Source organism: Streptomyces sp. NPDC006743, assembly GCF_040703815.1.
In the GTDB taxonomy this organism is placed as follows: domain Bacteria; phylum Actinomycetota; class Actinomycetes; order Streptomycetales; family Streptomycetaceae; genus Streptomyces.
In genome coordinates, this window is sequence record NZ_JBEYJA010000002.1 from 274,363 (window position 1) to 294,404 (window position 20,042).

A 20,042-nucleotide genomic window follows, 5' to 3' on the forward strand; every position below is an offset into this window, starting at 1 on the left:
CGGCGGACCGACCGTCAGGCGCGGCCGGTACGGGACTTGTCCAAGGAGGGCAGGGAGGGCGGTGCGGGCCGCACCGCCCCGCCGCCGGCCGCACCCCTGCCGCCCGCCCGGCTCCGCGGCGGCTCCGCCTCGGCCGTGTTGACGCGCGGCAGCGCGGAGGGATGTTCCTCGCACAGCCAGCGGAGCATCTCCTCGCGCACCGCGACCCGCACCGTCCAGATGTCGTCGGAGTCCTTCGCGGTCATCAGCGCCCGCACCAGGATGGTGTTCGGGGTCGTGTCCGTGATCTGCAGGTTGTAGGCGCGGCCGTCCCAGGCCGGGCAGGCGCGCAGGATGTCGCGCAGCTTCTCGCGCATCGCCTCCAGCGGCGCCGAGTGGTCGAGGTGCCAGAAGACGGTGCCGGTCATCTGCGGGGTGCCGCGCGACCAGTTCTCGAACGGGTTGGACGTGAAGTGCGAGACCGGCATGGTGATCCGGCGCTCGTCCCAGGTCCGCACGGTCAGGAAGGTCAGGGTGATCTCCTCGACCGTGCCCCACTCGCCGTTCACGACGACGGTGTCGCCGATGCGCACCATGTCGCCGAAGGCGATCTGCAGCCCGGCGAACATGTTGGACAGCGTGGACTGCGCGGCGACACCGGCGACGATGCCGAGGATGCCGGCCGAGGCCAGCAGTGAGGCACCGGCCGCGCGCATCGCCGGGAAGGTCAGCAGCATCGACGCGGCGGCCACCACGATGACGATCGCGGTGACCACCCGCATGATCAGCTCGACCTGGGTGCGCACCCGCCGTACCCGGGCGGGGTCCCGGTGCGCGCGGGCACTGGCGTAACGCGCGTACGAGGTCTCGACGACGGCCGCCGCGATGCGCACGGCGAGCCAGGCCGCGGACCCGATCAGCACCAGGGTCAGCCCCCGGGCGACGCCGTCCCGGTGCTCCTCCAGGAGTTCGGCCCGGTCGTAGGAGCCTCTGAGCAGGGCGGAGCACAGGACGAGTTGGTAGGGCACGCGGGCGCGGCGCAGCAGGCCCCACAGCGGCGTCTCGTGGTGCCGTCCGTCGGCCTTGCGCAGCAGCAGGTCGGTGGCCCAGCCGATGACCAGGGTGAGGACGACCGAGCCGCCGATCACGATGAGCGGGCGGAGTGCGTTCTCCATGCCTGCGAACGTAACCGGCGGTGGCCGGACACGAACATGTGTCTTGCGGCGGTTCCGGGGTAGGGCCGGACCCATGTGGCGAGGCCCACGCAGGACGTTCACATCCGGGCCGCCCACGCGCGGACGCCCGTGCCCCGGACGGGCCCCGGACACCGGGGCCGGTGCGGAGGCGCCGGGCGCCGGTGTCCGGGCGGGTGTGCGCGGGCGTTGTCGTACCCGGCTGGCACCATGGCCTCATGAACATCATGCTCTTCCATTCGACCCACGGCCTCAGACCCGCGGTGCGGCAGGCCGCGGACCGGCTGCGGGCCGCCGGCCACGAGGTGTGGACGCCCGATCTCTTCGAGGGCCGTACGTTCGACTCGGTCGAGGACGGCATGGCGTTCAAGGACGAGATCGGCAAGGACGAGCTGCTGAGGCGGGCCGTGCTGGCCGCGGCCCCCTACTCGGAGCGCGGCCTGGTCTACGCCGGGTTCTCGCTCGGCGCCTCCATCGCCCAGACCCTCGCCCTCGGCGACGACAAGGCGCGCGGCCTGCTGCTCCTGCACGGCACGTCCGACATCGCCCCGGGTGTCCAGGCCGACGAGCTGCCGGTCCAGCTGCACGTGGCCGAACCCGACCCGTTCGAGACGGACGACTGGCTGAGCGCCTGGTACCTGCAGATGGGCCGCACCGGCGCCGACGTGGAGATCTACCGGTACGCCGGGGCCGGCCACCTCTACACCGACCCCGGCCTGCCGGACTACGACGCCCAGGCCGCCGAGGCCACCTGGCGGGTGGCGCTCGGCTTCCTCGACAGCCTCGGGTGAACCCCGCGGCGGCCCGGCACCAGGCCCTGTCCTCGGATTCCCGTCGTCGCCCGCAGGGCGGGAGGAAACCCGCGACACGGCCTAGACCGGGTCGTAGGTCCGCTCGATCCGCTGCGTGCCGCTGCGCGTGCGGTACGAACGCGCCCAGGCCGAGGTCGCGTTCGCGCTCGTGCGGTCGGAGACGACGTAGTAGTCCATCTGCGCGCGCTCGGCGGTGATGTCCAGGACGCCGTAGCCGTGGCGGTCGGTGTCGACCCAGTGGACGTGCCGGTTGGCGGCCCGGATCACCGGCGCGGCGACCGCGGAGACGGCGCCCTCGGGGACCTTGACCATGTCGTCGAGGTTGTCCGAGGTCAGCGAGGTGACCACGAACTCGGTGGCGGCCGAGGGCGACAGCGGGTACGTCCCGGCGTCCACCGGTACGTCGTTCGCCCACGCCATGTGGATGTCCCCGGTCAGGAAGACGGTGTTGCGGACGGCGTGGGCACGCAGGTGGCCCAGCAGTTCGCGGCGGTCGTCGGTGTAGCCGTCCCACTGGTCGGTGTTGACGGCCAGGCCCTCCTGCGGCAGGCCCAGGAGCTTCGCCAGCGGCTTCAGCAGGTCCGCGGAGAGCGAGCCGACGACGAAGGGGGAGATCATCACCGAGTTGCCGACCAGCCGCCAGGTGGTGTCGGAGGCCGCCAGGCCCGCCTTGAGCCAGTCCAGTTGGGCGCGGCCGGTGATCGTACGGTCCGGGTCGTCGACCGAGCCGCTGCCGGTGGACGCCTGCTGGGAGCGGAAGGACCGCAGGTCCAGCAGGGACAGGTCGGCGAGCCGGCCGAAGCGCAGCCGGCGGTAGGTGGTGCCCGCGACGGCCGGGCGCACCGGCATCCACTCGAAGTAGGCCTGCTTGGCCGCGGCCTGGCGGTCGCTCCAGGCGCCCTCGGTCCCCTCGGTGTGGTTGACGGCCCCGCCGGACCAGGCGTTGTCGGCGAACTCGTGGTCGTCCCAGATCGCGATGACGGGTGCCTTGTGGTGCAGCGCCTGGAGATCGGGGTCGGTCTTGTACCGGGCGTGCCGGACGCGGTAGTCGGCGAGGGTGACGATCTCGTGCGCCGGTTCGTGCGGGCGTACGACGGTGCCCCGGGCCGCGTACTCGCCCGACCCGTACTCGTAGATGTAGTCACCGAGGTGCAGCCAGGCGTCGAGGTCGCCGCGGTCGGCGAGGTGGCGGTAGGCCGCGAAGCGGCCGGCCTCCCAGTTGGCGCAGGAGACCACGCCGAAGCGCAGCGAGGAGACGGCGGCGTCGTGGGCGGGCGCGGTCCGGGTGCGGGCCACCGGGGAGTCGGTGCCGCCGGCCGAGAAGCGGAACCAGTAGTCGGTGGCCGGCCGCAGGCCCCGGATGTCGGCCTTGACGGTGTGGTCGCCTGCGGCGGTCGCGGTGGTGGAGCCCCGGGCGACGACGGTGGTGAACGCCTTGTCGAGGGCCACCACCCAGCTCACCTCGGTGTCGGGCCCCTCACCGGAGCCCGGTACGGCCTCCGGGACCGGGGTCACCCTGGTCCACAGCAGGATGCCGTCGGGCAGCGGGTCGCCGGAGGCCACGCCGTGCAGGAAGGCGGGCGTCGCGGTGGCGGCCCGCGCCGGCAGCGCGGCGGCGAGCGGCGCGGCCAGGGCGGCGGTGGCCGCGGCGGCCTTGACGACGGTACGGCGGCGGGGTGCGAGCGGGGGGCCGTCGGGGCGCGGTGGCGTCGGGACGGGGGCGGACGATCTGTGTCGGCTGGTCACGGCCGATCAGATTACTGACGAGTACAGGCGGAGGGCGGGCGAACCGGCAAAAGTTCGCCCGCTCTTCGGCGGGGGTTGGCGTGAACCGGCCCGGACCGGCGCGGACCGCGGGGGGCCGCGCTGATCCGGTCCGCCCGGCTCAGCCCTTCAGCGCGGCGCCGACCACCGAGTCGAAGTCCTGCACGGTCATCGGCGCGTTGTCCGAGCCGGGGGTGGTGAGCTTCTTGCCGTCCATGACCAGGCTCGGGGTGCCGGAGACCTTGTCCTTGTTGTCGTCGAAGGTCTTCGACATCGCCATGGCCCAGGGGTCGTACGTGCCGTTCTTGACCGCCGTCTGGAACTTGGCGTTGCCCTTGAGCGCCGAGACGGTGTCCGCGACCTTCAGCAGGTAGCTGTCGTCCTTGAACTTGTCGTCGTTCTCGTCCGGGTGCCACTTGGCGGAGTAGAGCGCGGTCTTGTACTCCAGGAACGCCTCGGGGCTGACGTCGAGGGCGGCGCCCAGGGCGCTCAGCGCGTTCTTCGAGCCCTCACCGTTGTCGTGGTCGTCGAGGAAGGTGCCGGAGATGAACTGCATCTTGAACTTGCCGTCGTCGAGGTCCTTCTTCAGGGTCGGGCCGACGGTCTGCTCGAACTGGGCGCAGACCGGGCAGCGCGGGTCCTCGTAGACCTTGAGGGTCTTGGCGGCGGTGGACTTGCCGAGGATCACGGTCGTGCCGTCGGTGCCCGAGGTGTTGGCCGGCGCGACGACCTTGTCGTCCTTCACCGCGTCCCAGTGGCCGGGCTTGTTGGCCTGGACGACGGCGTAGCCGATGCCGCCGGCCGCCGCCAGCACGACGACGACGGAGGCGGCGACGGTGATCTGCCGCTTGGCCTTGGCGCGCTTGGCCTCGCGCTCGCGCTCGGCGCGCAGCCGCTCCCGGGCCGCCGTCTTCGCCGACTGGCTGTTCCGCTTGCTCATGGTGGTGTTCTCCTGTGGGACGCGCAGCTTCGTGCGCGGGATGCGTAGGGCGTGGTGGGGGACCGGGCGGCCCGGACCGGCCGTCGCCGCTCAGCCGAGGGCGGCGGCGAGGCGGTGGGCCGGGGCGGCCGGACGCGGTGGTCCGCGTCGTCCCAGGGAGTGCACGAGCAGGCGGGTGCGCAGGGCGGTGCGGTGCGGCGCGGGGCGCGTGGGCCGGTGGACCGCGGGACCGCGGCGGACCGCGGTCACCGCGACCGCGATCAGCAGGGGCCGGAAGGTGGTGGCGGCCACCGCGCGCAGCAGCTGGGCCAGCGCCCGCTCGCCGCGGTGCAGCCAGCCGGCGGCGAGGAGGCCCACGCCGACGTGCGCGCCGAGCAGCAGCCAGGCGGTGGCGGGGTCGGCGTGGGAGAGCAGCACCGCGAGCCGGTCGGTGCCGGTGCCGGTCATCCGGGCCAGCGGGGTGCCGACGTGCGTGCCGTTGCCGCACAGGACGTCCCAGCCGACCGAGCGCAGGGGTCCGGCCAGCGGGCCGCCCGCGGTGCCGTAGCAGACGTGCTGGCCGGCGGTGAAGACGGTGTCGGCCGCCAGCTCCAGCGGGATCAGCAGGGCGGCGATCCGCCCGAAGCCGCGCTCGCGGCCGGCCAGGGCGTAGGCGAGCACGAACACGGCGCCCGCGACCGAGGCCACCGTGTTCAGCGGCAGCGGGACCTGGGACAGCAGGACGTGCGACGCGGTGCTGAGCGTCACGACCACCGCCGTGAACAGCGCCGCGCGCACGGCTCTGAGTCGGGTCCCGGATATGTCCATAGCAGAAGGAGAGTCTGGCACGTGGGCCGGTAAGAGGCTCCTAAAGGGTCCCTGTGAGCGGCCGTCCCGTCACAGACCCGGGATCCGGCCGTTGCGGAACAGGTCGACGAAGATCTGGTGGTCCCCGCGCGCGCGTGCCCCGTAGGCGTGCGCGAAGTCGACCAGGAGCGGGGCGAAGCCCTCCTCGTCGGCGGCGATCGCCGCGTCGATGGCCCGCTCGGTGGAGAACGGCACCAGGGACTCGCCGGACTGGTCGTCGGCCGCCGCGTGCATGGTGGCCGTGGCCCGGCCGAGGTCGGCGACGACCTGCGCGATCTCCTCCGGATCGTCGATGTCGTCCCAGTCCAGGTCGACGGCGTACGGCGAGACCTCCGCCACCAGCTGGCCCGCGCCGTCCAGCTCGGTCCAGCCCAGCCACGGGTCGGCGTGCGCCTGAAGAGCGCGCTGGGAGATCACCGTGCGGTGGCCCTCGTGCTGGAAGTAGTCGCGGATCGCCCGGTCCGTGACGTGCCGCGAGACGGCCGGGGTCTGGGCCTGTTTGATGTAGATCACGACGTCGTTCTCCAGGGCGTCGCTGTTGCCCTCCAGCAGGATGTTGTAGGAGGGCAGCCCGGCCGAGCCGATCCCGATGCCCCGGCGGCCCACGACGTCCTTCACCCGGTAGGAGTCCGGGCGGGCCAGCGACGACTCCGGGAGCGTCTCCAGGTAGCCGTCGAAGGCGGCGAGCACCTTGTAGCGGGTGGCGGCGTCCAGCTCGATGGAGCCGCCGCCGGGCGCGAAGCGGCGCTCGAAGTCGCGGATCTCGGTCATCGACTCCAGCAGGGAGAACCGGGTCAGCGAGCGGGCGTCGCGCAGCGCGTCCAGCAGCGGGCCCTCGGCGGTGTCCAGGGTGAAGGGCGGCACCTCGTCGCTCTTGGCGCCGGTGGCCAGGGCGTGGATCCGCTCGCGGTAGGCGCTCGCGTAGACCGTGACCAGTTCCGTGATCTGCCGGTCGCTGAGCGCCTTGGCGTACCCCACCAGGGCGATGGAGGCGGCGAAGCGCTTGACGTCCCAGGTGAAGGGGCCGACGTAGGCCTCGTCGAAGTCGTTGACGTTGAAGACCAGACGGCCGTTCGAATCCATGTAGGTGCCGAAGTTCTCCGCGTGCAGGTCGCCGTGGATCCACACGCGCGAGGTGCGCTCGTCCAGGTAGGGGCCGCCGGCCGTCCGCGCGCCGTCCGGGCCCGCCTTCCCCCGGGCCAGGTCGTGGTAGAAGAGGCAGGCTGTGCCCCGGTAGAACGCGAAGGCGGAGGACGCCATCTTCCGGAACTTCACGCGGAACGCGGCCGGGTCGGCGGCCAGCAGCTCGCCGAAGGCGGTGTCGAAGACGGAGAGGATCTCCTCGCCGCGCTGCTCGTCGCTGAGCTGGGGGACCGACATCGCGGGGTGCCTCCTGGTACGGGGTGGTGCGTGACATGAGGGGACGGATCTCCCCTTCCACCAACGTCCGACGCCACGGCCGAGTGCCCGGTTCTCGTGTCCGGCGTCACGGACCCCCGGCAGCGTCACGGATCCCGGTGAAGGTACACCCGGCGGGCCGCCGGTTGTCGGTGCCGGGGCATAGACTTCGACGCTGACCCCCAGACCGTCCGCAGCCCGTCGCCGATCCGTTCCCCAGGAGGCCGCACCGTGTCGAAGCCGCCGTTCACGCACCTGCACGTCCACACCCAGTACTCGATGCTGGACGGTGCCGCGCGGCTGAAGGACATGTTCGACGCGTGCAACGAGATGGGCATGACGCACATCGCCATGTCCGACCACGGCAACCTGCACGGCGCGTACGACTTCTTCCACTCCGCGAAGAAGGCCGGGGTCACCCCGATCATCGGCATCGAGGCCTACGTCGCCCCCGAGTCCCGTCGCAACAAGCGCAAGATCCGCTGGGGCCAGCCGCACCAGAAGCGGGACGACGTCTCCGGTTCCGGCGGTTACACCCACAAGACGATGTGGGCGGTGAACCGGGAGGGCCTGCACAACCTCTTCCGCCTCTCCTCCGACGCCTATGCCGAGGGCTGGCTGCAGAAGTGGCCCCGCATGGACAAGGAGACCATCGCGCAGTGGTCCAAGGGCATCGTCGCCTCCACCGGCTGCCCCTCGGGTGAGGTGCAGACCCGGCTGCGGCTCGGCCAGTACGACGAGGCGCTGAAGGCCGCCGCCGACTACCAGGACATCTTCGGCAAGGACCGCTACTTCCTGGAGCTGATGGACCACGGCATCGACATCGAGCACCGGGTCCGCGAGGGCCTGCTGGACATCGGCAAGAAGCTCGGCATCCCGCCCCTGGTCACCAACGACTCGCACTACACCTACGCGCACGAGGCCGGCGCCCATGACGCCCTGCTGTGCATCCAGACCGGCAAGAACCTCTCCGACCCCGACCGCTTCAAGTTCGACGGCACCGGCTACTACCTGAAGTCCACGGACGAGATGTACGCCATCGACTCCTCGGACGCCTGGCAGGAGGGCTGCGCCAACACGCTCCTGGTCGCCGAGATGGTCGACACCACGGGCATGTTCGAGAAGCGCGACCTCATGCCCAAGTTCGACATCCCCGAGGGCTACACCGAGGTCACCTGGTTCAAGGAGGAGGTCCGGCGCGGCATGGAGCGCCGCTTCCCCGGCGGCATCCCCGAGGACCGCCAGAAGCAGGTCGAGTACGAGATGGACGTCATCATCCAGATGGGGTTCCCGGGCTACTTCCTCGTCGTCGCCGACTTCATCATGTGGGCCAAGAACAACGGCATCGCGGTCGGCCCCGGCCGTGGCTCGGCGGCCGGCTCGATCGTCGCCTACGCCATGGGCATCACCGACCTCGACCCGATCCCGCACGGCCTGATCTTCGAGCGGTTCCTCAACCCCGAGCGCGTCTCCATGCCCGACGTCGACATCGACTTCGACGAGCGCAGGCGCGTCGAGGTGATCAGGTACGTCACGGAGAAGTACGGCGCCGACAAGGTCGCCATGATCGGCACCTACGGCAAGATCAAGGCGAAGAACGCGATCAAGGACTCCGCGCGCGTGCTGGGCTACCCGTACGCGATGGGCGACCGCATCACCAAGGCGATGCCCGCCGACGTCCTCGGCAAGGGCATCGACCTCAACGGCATCACCGACCCCTCGCACCCCCGCTACTCGGAGGCCGGCGAGGTCCGCTCGATGTACGAGAACGAGCCGGACGTGAAGAAGGTCATCGACACCGCCAAGGGCGTCGAGGGCCTGGTGCGGCAGATGGGCGTGCACGCCGCCGGCGTGATCATGTCCAGCGAGACCATCACCGAGCACGTCCCCGTGTGGGTCCGGCACACCGACGGCGTGACCATCACCCAGTGGGACTACCCGAGCTGCGAGTCGCTCGGCCTGCTGAAGATGGACTTCCTCGGCCTGCGCAACCTGACGATCATGGACGACGCCGTCAAGATGGTGAAGTCCAACAAGGGGATCGACATCGATCTCCTGAGCCTCCCGCTGGACGACCCGACCACCTTCGACCTCCTCCAGCGCGGCGACACCCTCGGCGTCTTCCAGTTCGACGGCGGCCCCATGCGCTCCCTGCTGCGCCTGATGAAGCCCGACAACTTCGAGGACATCTCCGCCGTCTCCGCGCTGTACCGGCCGGGCCCCATGGGCATGGACTCGCACACCAACTACGCGTTGCGCAAGAACGGCCTCCAGGAGATCACCCCGATCCACAAGGAGCTGGAAGAGCCCCTCAAGGAGGTCCTGGACGTCACCTACGGCCTGATCGTCTACCAGGAGCAGGTGCAGAAGGCCGCCCAGATCATCGCCGGCTACTCGCTCGGCGAGGCCGACATCCTGCGCCGCGTGATGGGCAAGAAGAAGCCCGACGAGCTGGCGAAGAACTTCACCATCTTCCAGGCCGGCGCGAAGAAGAACGGCTACAGCGACGAGGCCATCCAGGCCCTGTGGGACGTCCTGGTCCCGTTCGCCGGCTACGCGTTCAACAAGGCGCACTCGGCGGCGTACGGCCTGGTGTCCTACTGGACCGCCTACCTGAAGGCCAACCACCCCGCCGAGTACATGGCGGCGCTGCTGACCTCCGTCAAGGACGACAAGGACAAGTCGGCGGTCTACCTCAACGAGTGCCGCCGGATGGGCATCAAGGTGCTCCCGCCCAACGTCAACGAGTCGGAGGCGAACTTCGCCGCCCAGGGCGACGACGTGATCCTCTTCGGCCTCTCCGCCGTCCGCAACGTCGGCACGAACGTCGTCGAGTCGATCATCAGGAGCCGCAAGGCCAAGGGGAAGTACTCCTCCTTCCCCGACTACCTCGACAAGGTCGAGGCCGTCGTCTGCAACAAGCGCACCACCGAGTCGCTGATCAAGGCCGGCGCCTTCGACACCATGGGGCACACCCGCAAGGGCCTCACCGCGCAGTACGAGCCGATGATCGACAACGTGGTCGCGGTCAAGCGCAAGGAGGCCGAGGGCCAGTTCGACCTCTTCGGCGGGATGGGCGAGGAGACCAGCAGCGAGCCCGGCTTCGGCCTCGACGTGGAGTTCACCACCGAGGAGTGGGACAAGACCTACCTGCTCGCCCAGGAACGCGAGATGCTCGGGCTCTACGTCTCCGACCACCCGCTCTTCGGCCTGGAGCACGTGCTCTCCGACAAGGCCGACGCGGGCATCGCCCAGCTCACCGGCGGCGAGCACGCCGACGGCGCGGTCGTCACCATCGGCGGCATCATCTCCGGCCTCCAGCGCAAGATGACCAAGCAGGGCAACGCCTGGGCGATCGCCACCGTCGAGGACCTGGCCGGCTCCATCGAGTGCATGTTCTTCCCCGCCACCTACCAGCTGGTGTCCACCCAACTCGTCGAGGACGCCGTGGTGTTCGTCAAGGGCCGCCTCGACAAGCGCGAGGACGTGCCGCGCCTGGTCGCCATGGAACTCCAGGTCCCCGACCTGTCGAACGCGGGCACCAACGCGCCCGTGGTCCTCACCATCCCGGCCACCCGCGTCACCCCGCCCATGGTCAGCCGCCTCGGCGAGATCCTCACCCACCACAAGGGCGACAGCGAGGTCCGGATCAAGCTCCAGGGCCCGTCCAGGACGACGGTGCTGCGCCTGGACCGGCACCGGGTCAAGCCCGACCCCGCCCTCTTCGGCGACCTCAAGGTGCTGCTCGGCCCCTCCTGCCTGGCGGGCTGACCAGCCGCGGCGCCTGGGCCGGGACCGGCTCAGGCGCGCCGGCGGCGAACCGGGCCTCACGAAAGGGGAGAGGGGCGTCCCCGTGCGCATCGGGTACGCCCCTCGAAGGTGCCTGGGCCGGCTCGACGGCCCTCGCCGCGGCCTCAGTTGTGGCCGAAGCGCTTCTGCCGGCCCTTGCGGGCCACGTCCGTGGGACTGAGCTGCGGCCCGTGGTGCTCGGGCTGCGGTTCCGACACGGAGTGCTCCGTCTCGCGCGGGCCGTTCGCGGCCACGGACGTCTTCTGCCGGCTGCGGTCCTGCTTGCGGTTCTTGGCCATGGTGATCAGCCTCCTGTGGGGGATCTAGGGGCCAGGGCCGCGACCAGATTCACATACACCGACAATGAACGCATGTCGGATAATTACCGTATGTAACAAGGCTCATCGGGCCACGGACCGCCGAAACGCCACGCCGAAGATCGAGTTCGGGCCGTTAACCCCGGCGCCGTCGGGCAGACTCGAAAGAAGCCCGAAGCACATCCCTGAGCAACCTCCCCGGAAAGAGGGTGGATCGCGTGGACCGCTGCATCGTCCTGGTGGACGCCGGGTACCTGCTGGGGGCCGCCGCGAGCCTCCTCGCGGGCGAGCCGTCACGGTCCCGGATCACCGTCGACCACACCGCGCTCATCCAGGGGCTGCGCGAACAGGCCGAGTCCGAGACCGAGCGGCCGCTGCTGCGCATCTACTGGTTCGACGGCGCCCCCGACCGCGTGCCCCAGCCCGAGCACCGCCGGCTGCGCGTGATGCCCCGGGTCACCGTCCGGCTCGGCGCGCTGACCCGCAGCGACGGACGCTGGGCGCAGAAGGGCGTGGACGCCGCCATGCACGCCGAACTGACCGAACTGGCCCGCAACCGCGCCTGCTCCGACGTCGTCCTCGTCACCGGCGACGGCGATCTGCTGCCCGGCATGATGGCCGCCAAGGAGCACGGCGTCGCCGTCCACCTGTGGGCCGTGCAGGCCGCCGACGGCGACTACAACCAGTCCGAGGACCTGGTCGCCGAGGCCGACGAGCGCCGCGTCCTGGACCGTACCTGGATCACCAAGGCCGTCCGCGCCAAGGAACTCGGCGGCGTCTGCGCCCCGCCCCCCGCGCCCCGCCCCGAGATCGCGGCGATCCTCTCGGCGCCGCTGCCCGAGTCCGGCCTGTCCGCCACCCGGGAGCGCCCCGCCGAGGAGCCGCGGCCCACCGTGGCCGCCGGGGCGCGCGGCGGCACCGAGGAGCGGCTGCCGGTCACCGCCAAGGGCGTCCCCACCCCCAAGGACCTCGCCGCCCTGCGCGCCCCCGGCGCCCCGCCGGCCGACCGGCAGCCCGCCACCGCCACCCTGCGCTGGTCCTCGGACAAGGGGTGGGTGGACCGGCCCGGCGTGGCCGCCGAGCCGCCCGACGCCGCCTCCATGCCGACTCTCGCCCAGCTCACCACGGCCGAGCAGCGCTGGGCGGACCGCGAGGAGGACATCACGACCGTCGGCGGCGACCCGTACGAGGTCGGACAGGTGTTCGCCAGGCGCTGGATGGAACGCCTCGGTGACCAGTCCCACCTGCAGAAACTCTCGTCGATGTACCCGCGCGTGCCGCACCGCATCGACGGCGAGCTGCTGCGCTACGCCGCCCGGTTCGGGCTGCTCGCGCACAAGGACGACCAGATCGACGAGCACGACCGGTACGCGATCCGGGCCGGGTTCTGGCGGGAGATCGACGTCCGCACGGCCGCCGGGCACGCCCCGGCGGGCGACTGACCCCGGTCCGCGAACCCCGGAGGAACGGGGAGAGGTCGCCCCAAGGACGAGTAAAGGCCGCGGACCCCGTACTCTCGTCCCTTGTGAGTAAGCGCGCGGCACCGGGACTTCGGCACACCGACGACGTCGTGTGCGCGGTGCGCGGACTGACCAAGACCTATCCCGCCGCCCGCGGCCGGCGCGGCACCCCCGGCACCCCCGAGGTGCGGGCCACCGACGAGGTGGAGCTGGACGTCGGGCGCGGTGAGATCTTCGGACTGCTCGGCCCGAACGGCGCCGGGAAGTCCACCCTGGTCCGGCAGCTCACCGGACTGATGCGCCCCGACCGCGGCACCGTCGAGATCCTCGGCCACGACATCGTGGCCCACCCCGAGCGGGCCGCCCGCCTCCTGGCCTACCTCGGACAGGAGTCCAGCGCGCTGGACGAGCTGACCGTCTCGCTCGCCGCCGAGACCACCGGCCGGCTGCGCGGCCTGGACGTGCGCTCGGCCCGGGCCGAGCGCGACGCCGTCCTGGACGAACTCGGCCTCGCGCCGATCGCCGGCCGCCCGCTGAAGAAGCTCTCCGGCGGCCAGCGCCGGCTGGCCTGCTTCGCCGCCGCGCTGGTCGGCGAGCGCCCGCTGCTCGTGCTCGACGAGCCCACCACCGGCATGGACCCCGTGGCGCGGCGCGCGGTGTGGTCCGCCGTGGACCGGCGGCGTGCCGAGCACGGCACCACCGTCCTGCTGGTCACCCACAACGTCATCGAGGCCGAGACCGTCCTCGACCGGGTCGCCGTCCTCGACCGGGGGCGGGTCATCGCCTGCGACACCCCGGCCGGGCTCAAGGAGCGGGTCTCCGGCGAGGTGCGGGTCGAGCTGGTGTGGCGCGAGCGCGCGCCCCTGGACGTGCCGGAGGTCGCCGCGCTCCAGGAGCGGGCCGCCCGGTCCGGGCGGCGCTGGACGCTGCGGCTCGCGCCGGAGGAGGCCCGCGCCGTCGTCGCCACGGTCACGGGCGGAGCCGCCTTCGCCGCCCTGGACGACTTCACCCTCACCACGCCCAGCCTGGAGGACGTGTACCTGGCGCTGGGCGGCGCCGCCCGGCAGGGGCTGGTGAAGGCGTGAGCGGCGCCCGGACCACGTCGTGGACAGGGCCTGGGGCAGACAGTGGAGCGAAGGAGCAGTTCGACGTGAGTGTCGTACCCGCCGACGTGCTGGCCTGCGCGACGGCCGCGCAGGACACCGGCCCTACGCGGCCGGCGGCCGCCGCACTCGGGCCGCGGGCACGGCTGTGGCCGTCCCTGGCGGCCGTGTACCGGGCCCAGCTGTCCCGGGCGCGGGTGGCGCGCATTCCGCTGCTGTTCGTGGCGACCTTCCAGTCCGTCGGCATCATGATCATGATGCGGGGCGTGGTCAGCGGCGGCGGCGAGGCCGAGTCCGTGGTGGCCGGCGCGTCGATCGTCGTCGTCGCCTACGTCGCCCTCAACCTGCTCGCGCAGTACTTCGGCCAGCTGCGGTCCAGCGGCGGGCTCGACCACTACGCGACGCTGCCCGTGCCGCCCGCGGCCGTGGTGCTGGGCGCGGCGGCGGCGTACGCCTCCTTCACGGTGCCCGGCACCCTCGTGACCGCGGTCTTCGGCTGTGTGCTGTTCGGGCTGCCGCTGGGCAACCTGTGGGTGCTCGTGGCGGTGATCCCGCTCGCGGGCGCGGCCCTCTCCGGCCTGGGCGCCGCCTGCGGGCTGCTCGCCCCCCGGCCGGAACTCGCCACGCTGCTGGGTCAGCTGGGCATGTCGGCCGCGCTGCTCCTCGGCGTGCTGCCGCCCGAGCGGATGCCGGAGATCATCCGTCTCGCGCGCGATCTGCTGCCCTCGACCTACGGCGTGGAGGCCTACGCCCGCAGCTTCGCGGGCCGTCCCGACTGGGCGTGGGTGGGGATCGACATGGCGGTCTGCGCCGGGGTCGGGGTGGTCTCGCTGGCCGTGGCCACCTGGGCCTACCGCCGGGCGGCCGTCCGGTGACGCGGCCGGTTCAGTCACCTGGCACGATGACAGGGTGACCGCTCCGTTGACTCCCCCTACGCCGCCGAACCGGCGGCCCTCCCAGCCGTCCGAGCCCTCCCAGGCGTCCGGGGCCGCCCGGCCCGCCGGGTCCACGCAGCCCCCGGCGCAGCCGCCCGCCGGGAGCGCGCCGGGACAGCCCTGGCAGGCATCCGCCGGCGGCGGGACGGAGGGTTCGGTGTACGGACAGGACGGCCCCGGGATGAGGAGAGAACTCCGGGAGGCCGCCGTGGTCACGGTGGCGGTGGCGCTCGGCGGGGTCCTGCTGGGGCTGCTGTGGCTGTGGCTGGCGCCGCGGGTGCCCCTGGTCGGGAACGTCACCGGGAACAGCTGGGTCGTCTACCTCAAGGACACCGAGGGCGAGCAGGCGATCGGCGTCGACGGAACGTTCACGCTGCTGGCCGTCGGCTTCGGGGTGCTGAGCGCGGCGGTCGTCTTCCTGCTGCGCCGGCGCGGGGGAGTGCCCCTGGTGGTGGCCCTGTGCGTGGGCGCGCTCCTCGGCTCGCTGCTGGCCTGGCGGCTCGGCGTGTGGCTCGGCCCCCAGCAGGACGTCGTCGCGCACGCCAGGTCCGTGGGCGAGGGCAGGACCTTCTCCGCCCCGCTCCGGCTGGGCGCCAAGGGTGCGCTGCTGGCGTGGCCGCTGGCCGCCCTGGTGGTCCACCTGGCCGTGACGGCCCTCTTCGGGCCCCGCGACCCGGACCCTTACACCCAGGAGTCCCACGAGGGCCCCTCACCGGCGTAACCGGAAGCCGGGGCTCACGGGCCCGGGCCGGCCCCGGAGCGCCGAAGCGCGCCGGGTGCTCGGCGGCCCTGTGCCGGGTGCTCGGCGGCCCCGTGCCGAGCGGCCGGGCTCGCGTCGGGGCCCGCCGCCCGCCGGGGCACCGCCCCGGGAGCGCACCGCTCGTCAGGGCACCGGCCCGGCGAGAGCGGGAGGCGGGGAAGCGGCCCCGGAGCGTCAGGGCCGGCCGATGGGGGCCAGTACCGCGCTGGTCAGGCGGGCCAGGTCGGCGGGGGAGAGTTCGACCTCCAGGCCTCTGCGGCCCGCCGAGACGCAGATCGTGGCGTGGGCCGTCGCCGAGGCGTCCAGGACGGTGGGGAGCTTCTTGCGCTGGCCCAGCGGGCTGATGCCGCCGCGGACGTAGCCCGTGGTGCGTTCGGCCAGGGCGGGATCCGCCATCGCCGCGCGCTTGCCGCCGACCGCCGACGCCAGGGCCTTCAGGTCGAGGGAGCCCGCCACCGGCACCACGGCCACCGTCAGGGCGCCGTCGACGTCCGCGACCAGCGTCTTGAACACCCGTTCCGGCGGGACGCCCATCGCCTCGGCCGCCTCCTCGCCGTAGGAGGGGTGGGCCGGGTCGTGCTCGTAGGAGTGGACGGCGTGGCGCACGCCCGCCGCGGTCAGGGCCACCGTGGCGGGGGTCCCCCCGGACTGCTGCTTCTTCGTCTTCTTCGCCATGCGGCCCCGGTCTCTCCCTGCCCTCGTCGTTCGCCTGCTCGCCCGTCCGCCCCGCGCCGCCTCAGTTGGAGCTCGTGGGCCCCCGGGTCAGGTCCGGGGACGGCAACGAGGGCAGGCTGCGGATGATCGCCGTCTCCGAGCGCAGCAGCCGCAGCTCGTCGCGCAGCCGCGAGGAGGTGTCCGGCGCCTGGAGCAGCCGCTGCTTCGTCGGGGTGTCCAGCACCATCGCGGCGGCCACCAGGTACGACACCACGCTCGGCTCGTCCGGCAGTTCCGCGCCGGTCAGCGACCGCTCCCGCGCGCCGGCCAGCCGTTTCTGGTACTGCCGGAAGGACCGCAGCACTCCCTGGGCCAGCGTGCCCGCCTCGTCGCCCGGTTCCTCGGGCAGCTCTTCCAGCTCCGCGGTGAGGAACGGCCCGGAGGCGTCCACGGACAGCAGCCGCACCCGGGTGGTGCCGGTCGCCAGCACCTCGAAGGTCCCGTCCGCCCGCTCCCGTATCGTCGCCGCGTCCGCCACGCAGCCCACGCCGTGGAACGCCCGGACGGGGTCGGGGCCGAAGCCGGCCGCCGGGCCGAGTTCGGGCAGCGCGGTCGGGTCGGGCAGGCCCGGAGCGGTCGGGGCCACCTCGTGGCCGTCACGGATCGCCACGACGGCGAACCGGCGCGGTTCGTCCTCGGGGGTCTTCAGCAGGGCGCGCAGCATGGCGCGGTAGCGCTCCTCGAACACGTTCAGAGGCAGCACCAGTCCCGGGAAGAGCACCGAGTTCAGGGGGAAGAGCGGGAGCCGGACGGTGGTCACGGCGCAAAAGCCTAATGGCCGCGCGTCCCGGCGCGTCGGCCGCGCCCGGTTTCGCCGGAGTCCGGGGGGTCCGGGACGGGGCCGAGCCGCACGGAGCGGACGTCGGCGCGCAGTTCCAGGAACAGCCCGAGCGGGTCGTCGGACACCCGGTCCCAGGGGTAGGAGGTGGCGTACGGGCCGATCAGCCGCAGCTGGGCCAGCGCGTCCTGGTGGCGGCCCAGCCGGACCAGGACGTACGTCAGCAGATTGCGCAGCTCCGCGTACCGGGGCGTCGCCGCCGGGCACCGGGCGGACAGCGCGATCGCCCGGTCGGCGGCGGCGTCCAGCCGGGCCCGCTCCACCCCGGCCCGCTCCACCCCGGGGCCGTCCTCGGCCAGGCAGGCGAAGGCGGCCCGCACCGGCAGGCCCTGCACGAGGGCGTCCGCGGGGGCGTCCTGGGCCGCCCGGTCGGCGAAGTCGAAGCAGGCGCGCAGCGAGTCGTGCCGGGCGCCCGGGGTGTGCGGGCCGCGCGTGCCGTGGGTGTTCCGCGCCGGGACGCGGCAGGAGCCGGCCAGGTACCGCAGGGCGGCCACGTGGCAGCCGTGGTGGTGCGGGGCGCGGCGCACCGCGGCCTCCCACAGCTCCTCGAAGTAGCGGTGTCCGGCGCGGCTGCCGCGGGCGTGGTCCAGCGCGACGCGCCAGGGCACCGGGTCCCGGTCGTCGGCGCGGGCGGCGGCCGTGATGAGGGGGCTGACCTCGCGCAGCAGTTCGGCCCTGGCCGGTGAGGGCCAGGCGCGGTCCACGGCGAGCTGGGCGGTGAGCAGCAGCACGTCCGGGTCGTCGGGGGCGGCGGCGCGCCAGGCGTCCAGCCATGCGCCGCGGGAGCGCGCGAACGCGGCCAGGCGGTGCGCGTACCGGTCGCGGTCCTCCCACTCGGCCCGTTCCCGGGTGCCGGCGAGGAGCCGTGCGGCGGGCTCCCAGTCGTCCCGGGCGGCGGCGACCAGGGCCGGGCCGAGCCGGTCGTCGGGCGCGTCGAGGAGCACCTCGTCGTCGGCGGGCAGCCCGGGCAGGGGGCGCGCGGCGGCGCCGACCGGGGTTCCGGCCATCCGGGTGGGGCGGATGAAGGGGGGCAGCAGAGCCATGGTGTCGACCATTGAAAGTCCGCAGGTCGAAGCGGCGCCAGAGGGCCGGGGCAAGCGGGAGAAAGTTGTACGGCGGCCGGTCAAGGTCGAGTAAAAAGGTGACTGTTCAACAATTGTTCGGACGCGGCACGTGTGTCCGGCGCGACCCGCCCGCCGCGCGCGACCCACCCCCCGCGCGTGATCCGTCCGCCGCGTGATCCGTCCGCCGGGCAGGCCCGGTCGTACCGCCCTGCGGGCCGGTGGTGCCGCCCTGCGGGCCCGGTGGTGCCGCCCTGCGGGTGGTCCGGTCGTACCGCCCTGCGGGCCCCGTCGCGCCGCCGCGCGGACTCCGTCGTGCCGGTTCCGCCACGCCGGTTCCGGCGTGCCGCCGGCGGGCTCAGCTGCGGCGCAGCATGCGGGTCGCGCCCGCCGCCACGGTGGTGGCCAGGGTCCAGCCCAGCAGCACCATCGCCGCCGCGACCCACTGCCAGGGACCGTCCAGCTGCCACTGGCTGGCCTGCCCGAAGTCGACGACCGGCAGCAGCAGGTCGAGGGCGTACAGGGCGGGGTTCCACTGCTGGTGGGCGCCGGGGCCGGGCTCGGGGCGGCCGGCGTGTGCGAAGGCGAGCGAACCGGCTGCCCACAGCACCGCCATCCACACCGCCGCCCGGCCCGGCCGGTACCCGTAGGCGACCGCCCCGTCCTGCACGTACCCCCACAGCTTGGCCGCGGGCGGCAGGGTCTCGCGGCGGCGGCGGTGCTTGGCGAGCAGTACCTCGCGCGCGTCCTCGTCCTCACCGGCCTCGCGCAGCACCGCGGCCAGCCGCTCGTACGGCTCCGGGTTGAACTCGGCGGTCGCCGCCGCCACCCATTCCAGCCGCTCGGCCAGCGGGAACGGGCCGCGCGGCACCAGGTTCTCGTAGACGAAGCCGCCCATGTGCAGACAGCCGGGGCCGGGCCAGCCCGCCGCCCGGTCGACGAGGGTGGCGATCCGCGCACCGGAGAGCACCACCTGGCCGCGCGGCGGACGCTCGCCGAGGAAACGCAGTTCCGGTGCCTGCACCCGGCGCAGGGTCAGCGCCTGCTCGTCGGTGAAGGCGAACCGGGCCCCTTCCAGGTCGACCGCCTCCCCGAAGCGCCCGTCGTCCAGCCGCAGCCCGCCCTGGCACTCGAAGGGCTGGATGCGCGTCCCGCGCGCGGGGGTGACCCCGCTCAGCAGCGGCGAGCCGAGGGCGGCCGGGGTCAGGTAGAGCGTGCGGCCGACGGTCAGCTGGGGCGCGTTCAGCGCGAAACGCGTGTACGGGCTGGTGACCTTCGCGCCGCGCAGGCTCAGCGAGGCGCCGATCTTGGCGCTGCGCAGGCTGATCTCGCCGTGCGCCAGCAGCAGCTCGGCCTGGAAGTCCTGGCCGACGGTCAGCCCGTCGGCGGCGATCGAGCGCCCGGTGCGGTCGTGGTGCACGTTCGCCTGGTTGAGCAGCAGGTCCGTGCCGATCCGGGCGTCGGTGAGCCGCACCCCCGCCAGGAAGCGGCACCGGGGCAGGTGCAGGTCGCCCTCGGTGTGCACCCGGGCGGCCTCCAGGCGCGGCACCGCGCAGTCCACCAGGCGCACGGTCGTGAACCGGGCCTCCGGCAGCAGCACGTCGTTCTCGAAGCGGCAGCCCTTCAGCTCCACGTACGGGACCACCGTGCCCCCGGCGAGGTCCAGGGTGCCCGTGATCCGCAGCCCGGTCAGCTTCAGGGAGGACACCCGCCCGGCGAGCGCGGGCGGCCCGTCCAGCAGCAGCCAGCAGACCACCCGCGCGCGGACGCTGCGCCCCGGCCCCCACGGGCTCGGTCCGTGCGGATCGTCCACCGCCGCGTCCCCGCTGCGCAGGTCGTACACGCTGCCGTCGCGGAAGGCCTGCCACATCCCGGCCTCGACATCGGTCAGGTCGTCCGGCAGGTCCCCGGCGCGCCTGCCGGTCCCCTCGGTCACGGTTGTCCCCTTCTTTCCCAGCTACTCGCCAGTTCTGTCGTTTTGTACAACCGGTGATGCCCGTTGTGTGACGGTCTGAACGCGGAATGTGAAGCTGATCTTCCGACTTGTGCCGGAAGGCCGGAACCGTGCGCTCCCGGGTTCTGTATCAGCCATTGATACGGGCGGACGGTGCCCGGGCGCGGTCTGAGAGAATT

Annotated in this window: 16 protein-coding genes; 6 read left to right on the forward strand and 10 right to left on the reverse strand. The window is 73.0% G+C overall.

The features are described 5' to 3' along the window. Nucleotides 1-14 precede the first annotated feature (14 nt). Nucleotides 15-1,154 carry a mechanosensitive ion channel domain-containing protein gene (locus ABZ719_RS02705; RefSeq protein ID WP_366723431.1) on the reverse strand — a complete coding sequence of 380 codons (1,140 nt, stop codon included), beginning with the start codon at nt 1,152-1,154 and terminating at the stop codon, nt 15-17. 236 nt (nt 1,155-1,390) lie between these two features. Between ABZ719_RS02705 and ABZ719_RS02710 the strand changes: the two genes are divergently transcribed. Beyond that, complete coding sequence (locus ABZ719_RS02710; protein WP_366723432.1) at nt 1,391-1,963, forward strand: dienelactone hydrolase family protein; 573 nt, start codon at nt 1,391-1,393, stop codon at nt 1,961-1,963. A gap of 81 nt (nt 1,964-2,044) precedes the next feature. Here the strand turns inward: ABZ719_RS02710 and ABZ719_RS02715 are convergent, their stop codons facing one another. The 4 genes from ABZ719_RS02715 to ABZ719_RS02730 all read right to left on the reverse strand — a co-directional run bounded on the left by ABZ719_RS02715 (nt 2,045) and on the right by ABZ719_RS02730 (nt 6,914). Continuing rightward, complete coding sequence (locus ABZ719_RS02715) at nt 2,045-3,616, reverse strand: alkaline phosphatase D family protein (protein WP_366723505.1); 1,572 nt, start codon at nt 3,614-3,616, stop codon at nt 2,045-2,047. 253 nt (nt 3,617-3,869) lie between these two features. Further along, nucleotides 3,870-4,688 carry a thioredoxin domain-containing protein gene (locus ABZ719_RS02720; protein ID WP_366723433.1) on the reverse strand — a complete coding sequence of 273 codons (819 nt, stop codon included), beginning with the start codon at nt 4,686-4,688 and terminating at the stop codon, nt 3,870-3,872. Nucleotides 4,689-4,778: 90 nt separating this feature from the next. Continuing rightward, entirely contained in the window at nt 4,779-5,495 is a 717-nt protein-coding gene (locus tag ABZ719_RS02725) for a hypothetical protein (protein ID WP_366723434.1), read from the reverse strand. A 69-nt stretch (nt 5,496-5,564) separates the two neighbouring features. Beyond that, complete coding sequence (locus ABZ719_RS02730; protein ID WP_037863657.1) at nt 5,565-6,914, reverse strand: DUF2252 domain-containing protein; 1,350 nt, start codon at nt 6,912-6,914, stop codon at nt 5,565-5,567. Between the two features lie 249 nt (nt 6,915-7,163). Here ABZ719_RS02730 and dnaE point away from each other — a divergent pair, with 249 nt between their 5' ends. Beyond that, nucleotides 7,164-10,703, forward strand: a complete 3,540-nt coding sequence (gene dnaE, locus ABZ719_RS02735) for a DNA polymerase III subunit alpha (protein ID WP_366723435.1) — start codon at nt 7,164-7,166, stop codon at nt 10,701-10,703. 143 nt (nt 10,704-10,846) lie between these two features. On the opposite strand, the gene ABZ719_RS02740 is transcribed toward dnaE, so the two are convergent. Continuing rightward, a complete protein-coding gene (locus ABZ719_RS02740; protein ID WP_366723436.1) occupies nt 10,847-11,020 on the reverse strand; it encodes a hypothetical protein in 174 nt (57 codons plus the stop codon). Nucleotides 11,021-11,256: 236 nt separating this feature from the next. Here ABZ719_RS02740 and ABZ719_RS02745 point away from each other — a divergent pair, with 236 nt between their 5' ends. The 4 genes from ABZ719_RS02745 (at nt 11,257) to ABZ719_RS02760 (ending at nt 15,257) form a co-directional block, all read left to right on the forward strand. Beyond that, nucleotides 11,257-12,480: an NYN domain-containing protein gene (locus ABZ719_RS02745; RefSeq protein ID WP_366723437.1), complete on the forward strand. Its 1,224-nt coding sequence runs from the start codon at nt 11,257-11,259 to the stop codon at nt 12,478-12,480. Between the two features lie 128 nt (nt 12,481-12,608). Beyond that, nucleotides 12,609-13,583, forward strand: coding sequence for an ABC transporter ATP-binding protein (locus tag ABZ719_RS02750; RefSeq protein WP_037863682.1), 975 nt, complete (start codon nt 12,609-12,611; stop codon nt 13,581-13,583). A 65-nt stretch (nt 13,584-13,648) separates the two neighbouring features. Next, nucleotides 13,649-14,476 (forward strand): ABC transporter permease, encoded by an 828-nt coding sequence (locus ABZ719_RS02755; RefSeq protein ID WP_366723438.1) that lies wholly within the window; start codon nt 13,649-13,651, stop codon nt 14,474-14,476. A 34-nt stretch (nt 14,477-14,510) separates the two neighbouring features. After that, nucleotides 14,511-15,257: a hypothetical protein gene (locus ABZ719_RS02760; protein ID WP_366723439.1), complete on the forward strand. Its 747-nt coding sequence runs from the start codon at nt 14,511-14,513 to the stop codon at nt 15,255-15,257. Nucleotides 15,258-15,470: 213 nt separating this feature from the next. On the opposite strand, the gene ybaK is transcribed toward ABZ719_RS02760, so the two are convergent. The 4 genes from ybaK to ABZ719_RS02780 all read right to left on the reverse strand — a co-directional run bounded on the left by ybaK (nt 15,471) and on the right by ABZ719_RS02780 (nt 19,845). After that, nucleotides 15,471-15,971 carry a Cys-tRNA(Pro) deacylase gene (ybaK, locus tag ABZ719_RS02765; protein WP_366723440.1) on the reverse strand — a complete coding sequence of 167 codons (501 nt, stop codon included), beginning with the start codon at nt 15,969-15,971 and terminating at the stop codon, nt 15,471-15,473. Between the two features lie 61 nt (nt 15,972-16,032). Beyond that, a complete protein-coding gene (locus ABZ719_RS02770; protein ID WP_366723441.1) occupies nt 16,033-16,770 on the reverse strand; it encodes an LON peptidase substrate-binding domain-containing protein in 738 nt (245 codons plus the stop codon). 11 nt (nt 16,771-16,781) lie between these two features. Beyond that, nucleotides 16,782-17,903, reverse strand: coding sequence for a hypothetical protein (locus ABZ719_RS02775; protein WP_366723442.1), 1,122 nt, complete (start codon nt 17,901-17,903; stop codon nt 16,782-16,784). Nucleotides 17,904-18,267: 364 nt separating this feature from the next. Beyond that, nucleotides 18,268-19,845: an oxidoreductase gene (locus ABZ719_RS02780; RefSeq protein ID WP_366723443.1), complete on the reverse strand. Its 1,578-nt coding sequence runs from the start codon at nt 19,843-19,845 to the stop codon at nt 18,268-18,270. Nucleotides 19,846-20,042: the final 197 nt, after the last annotated feature.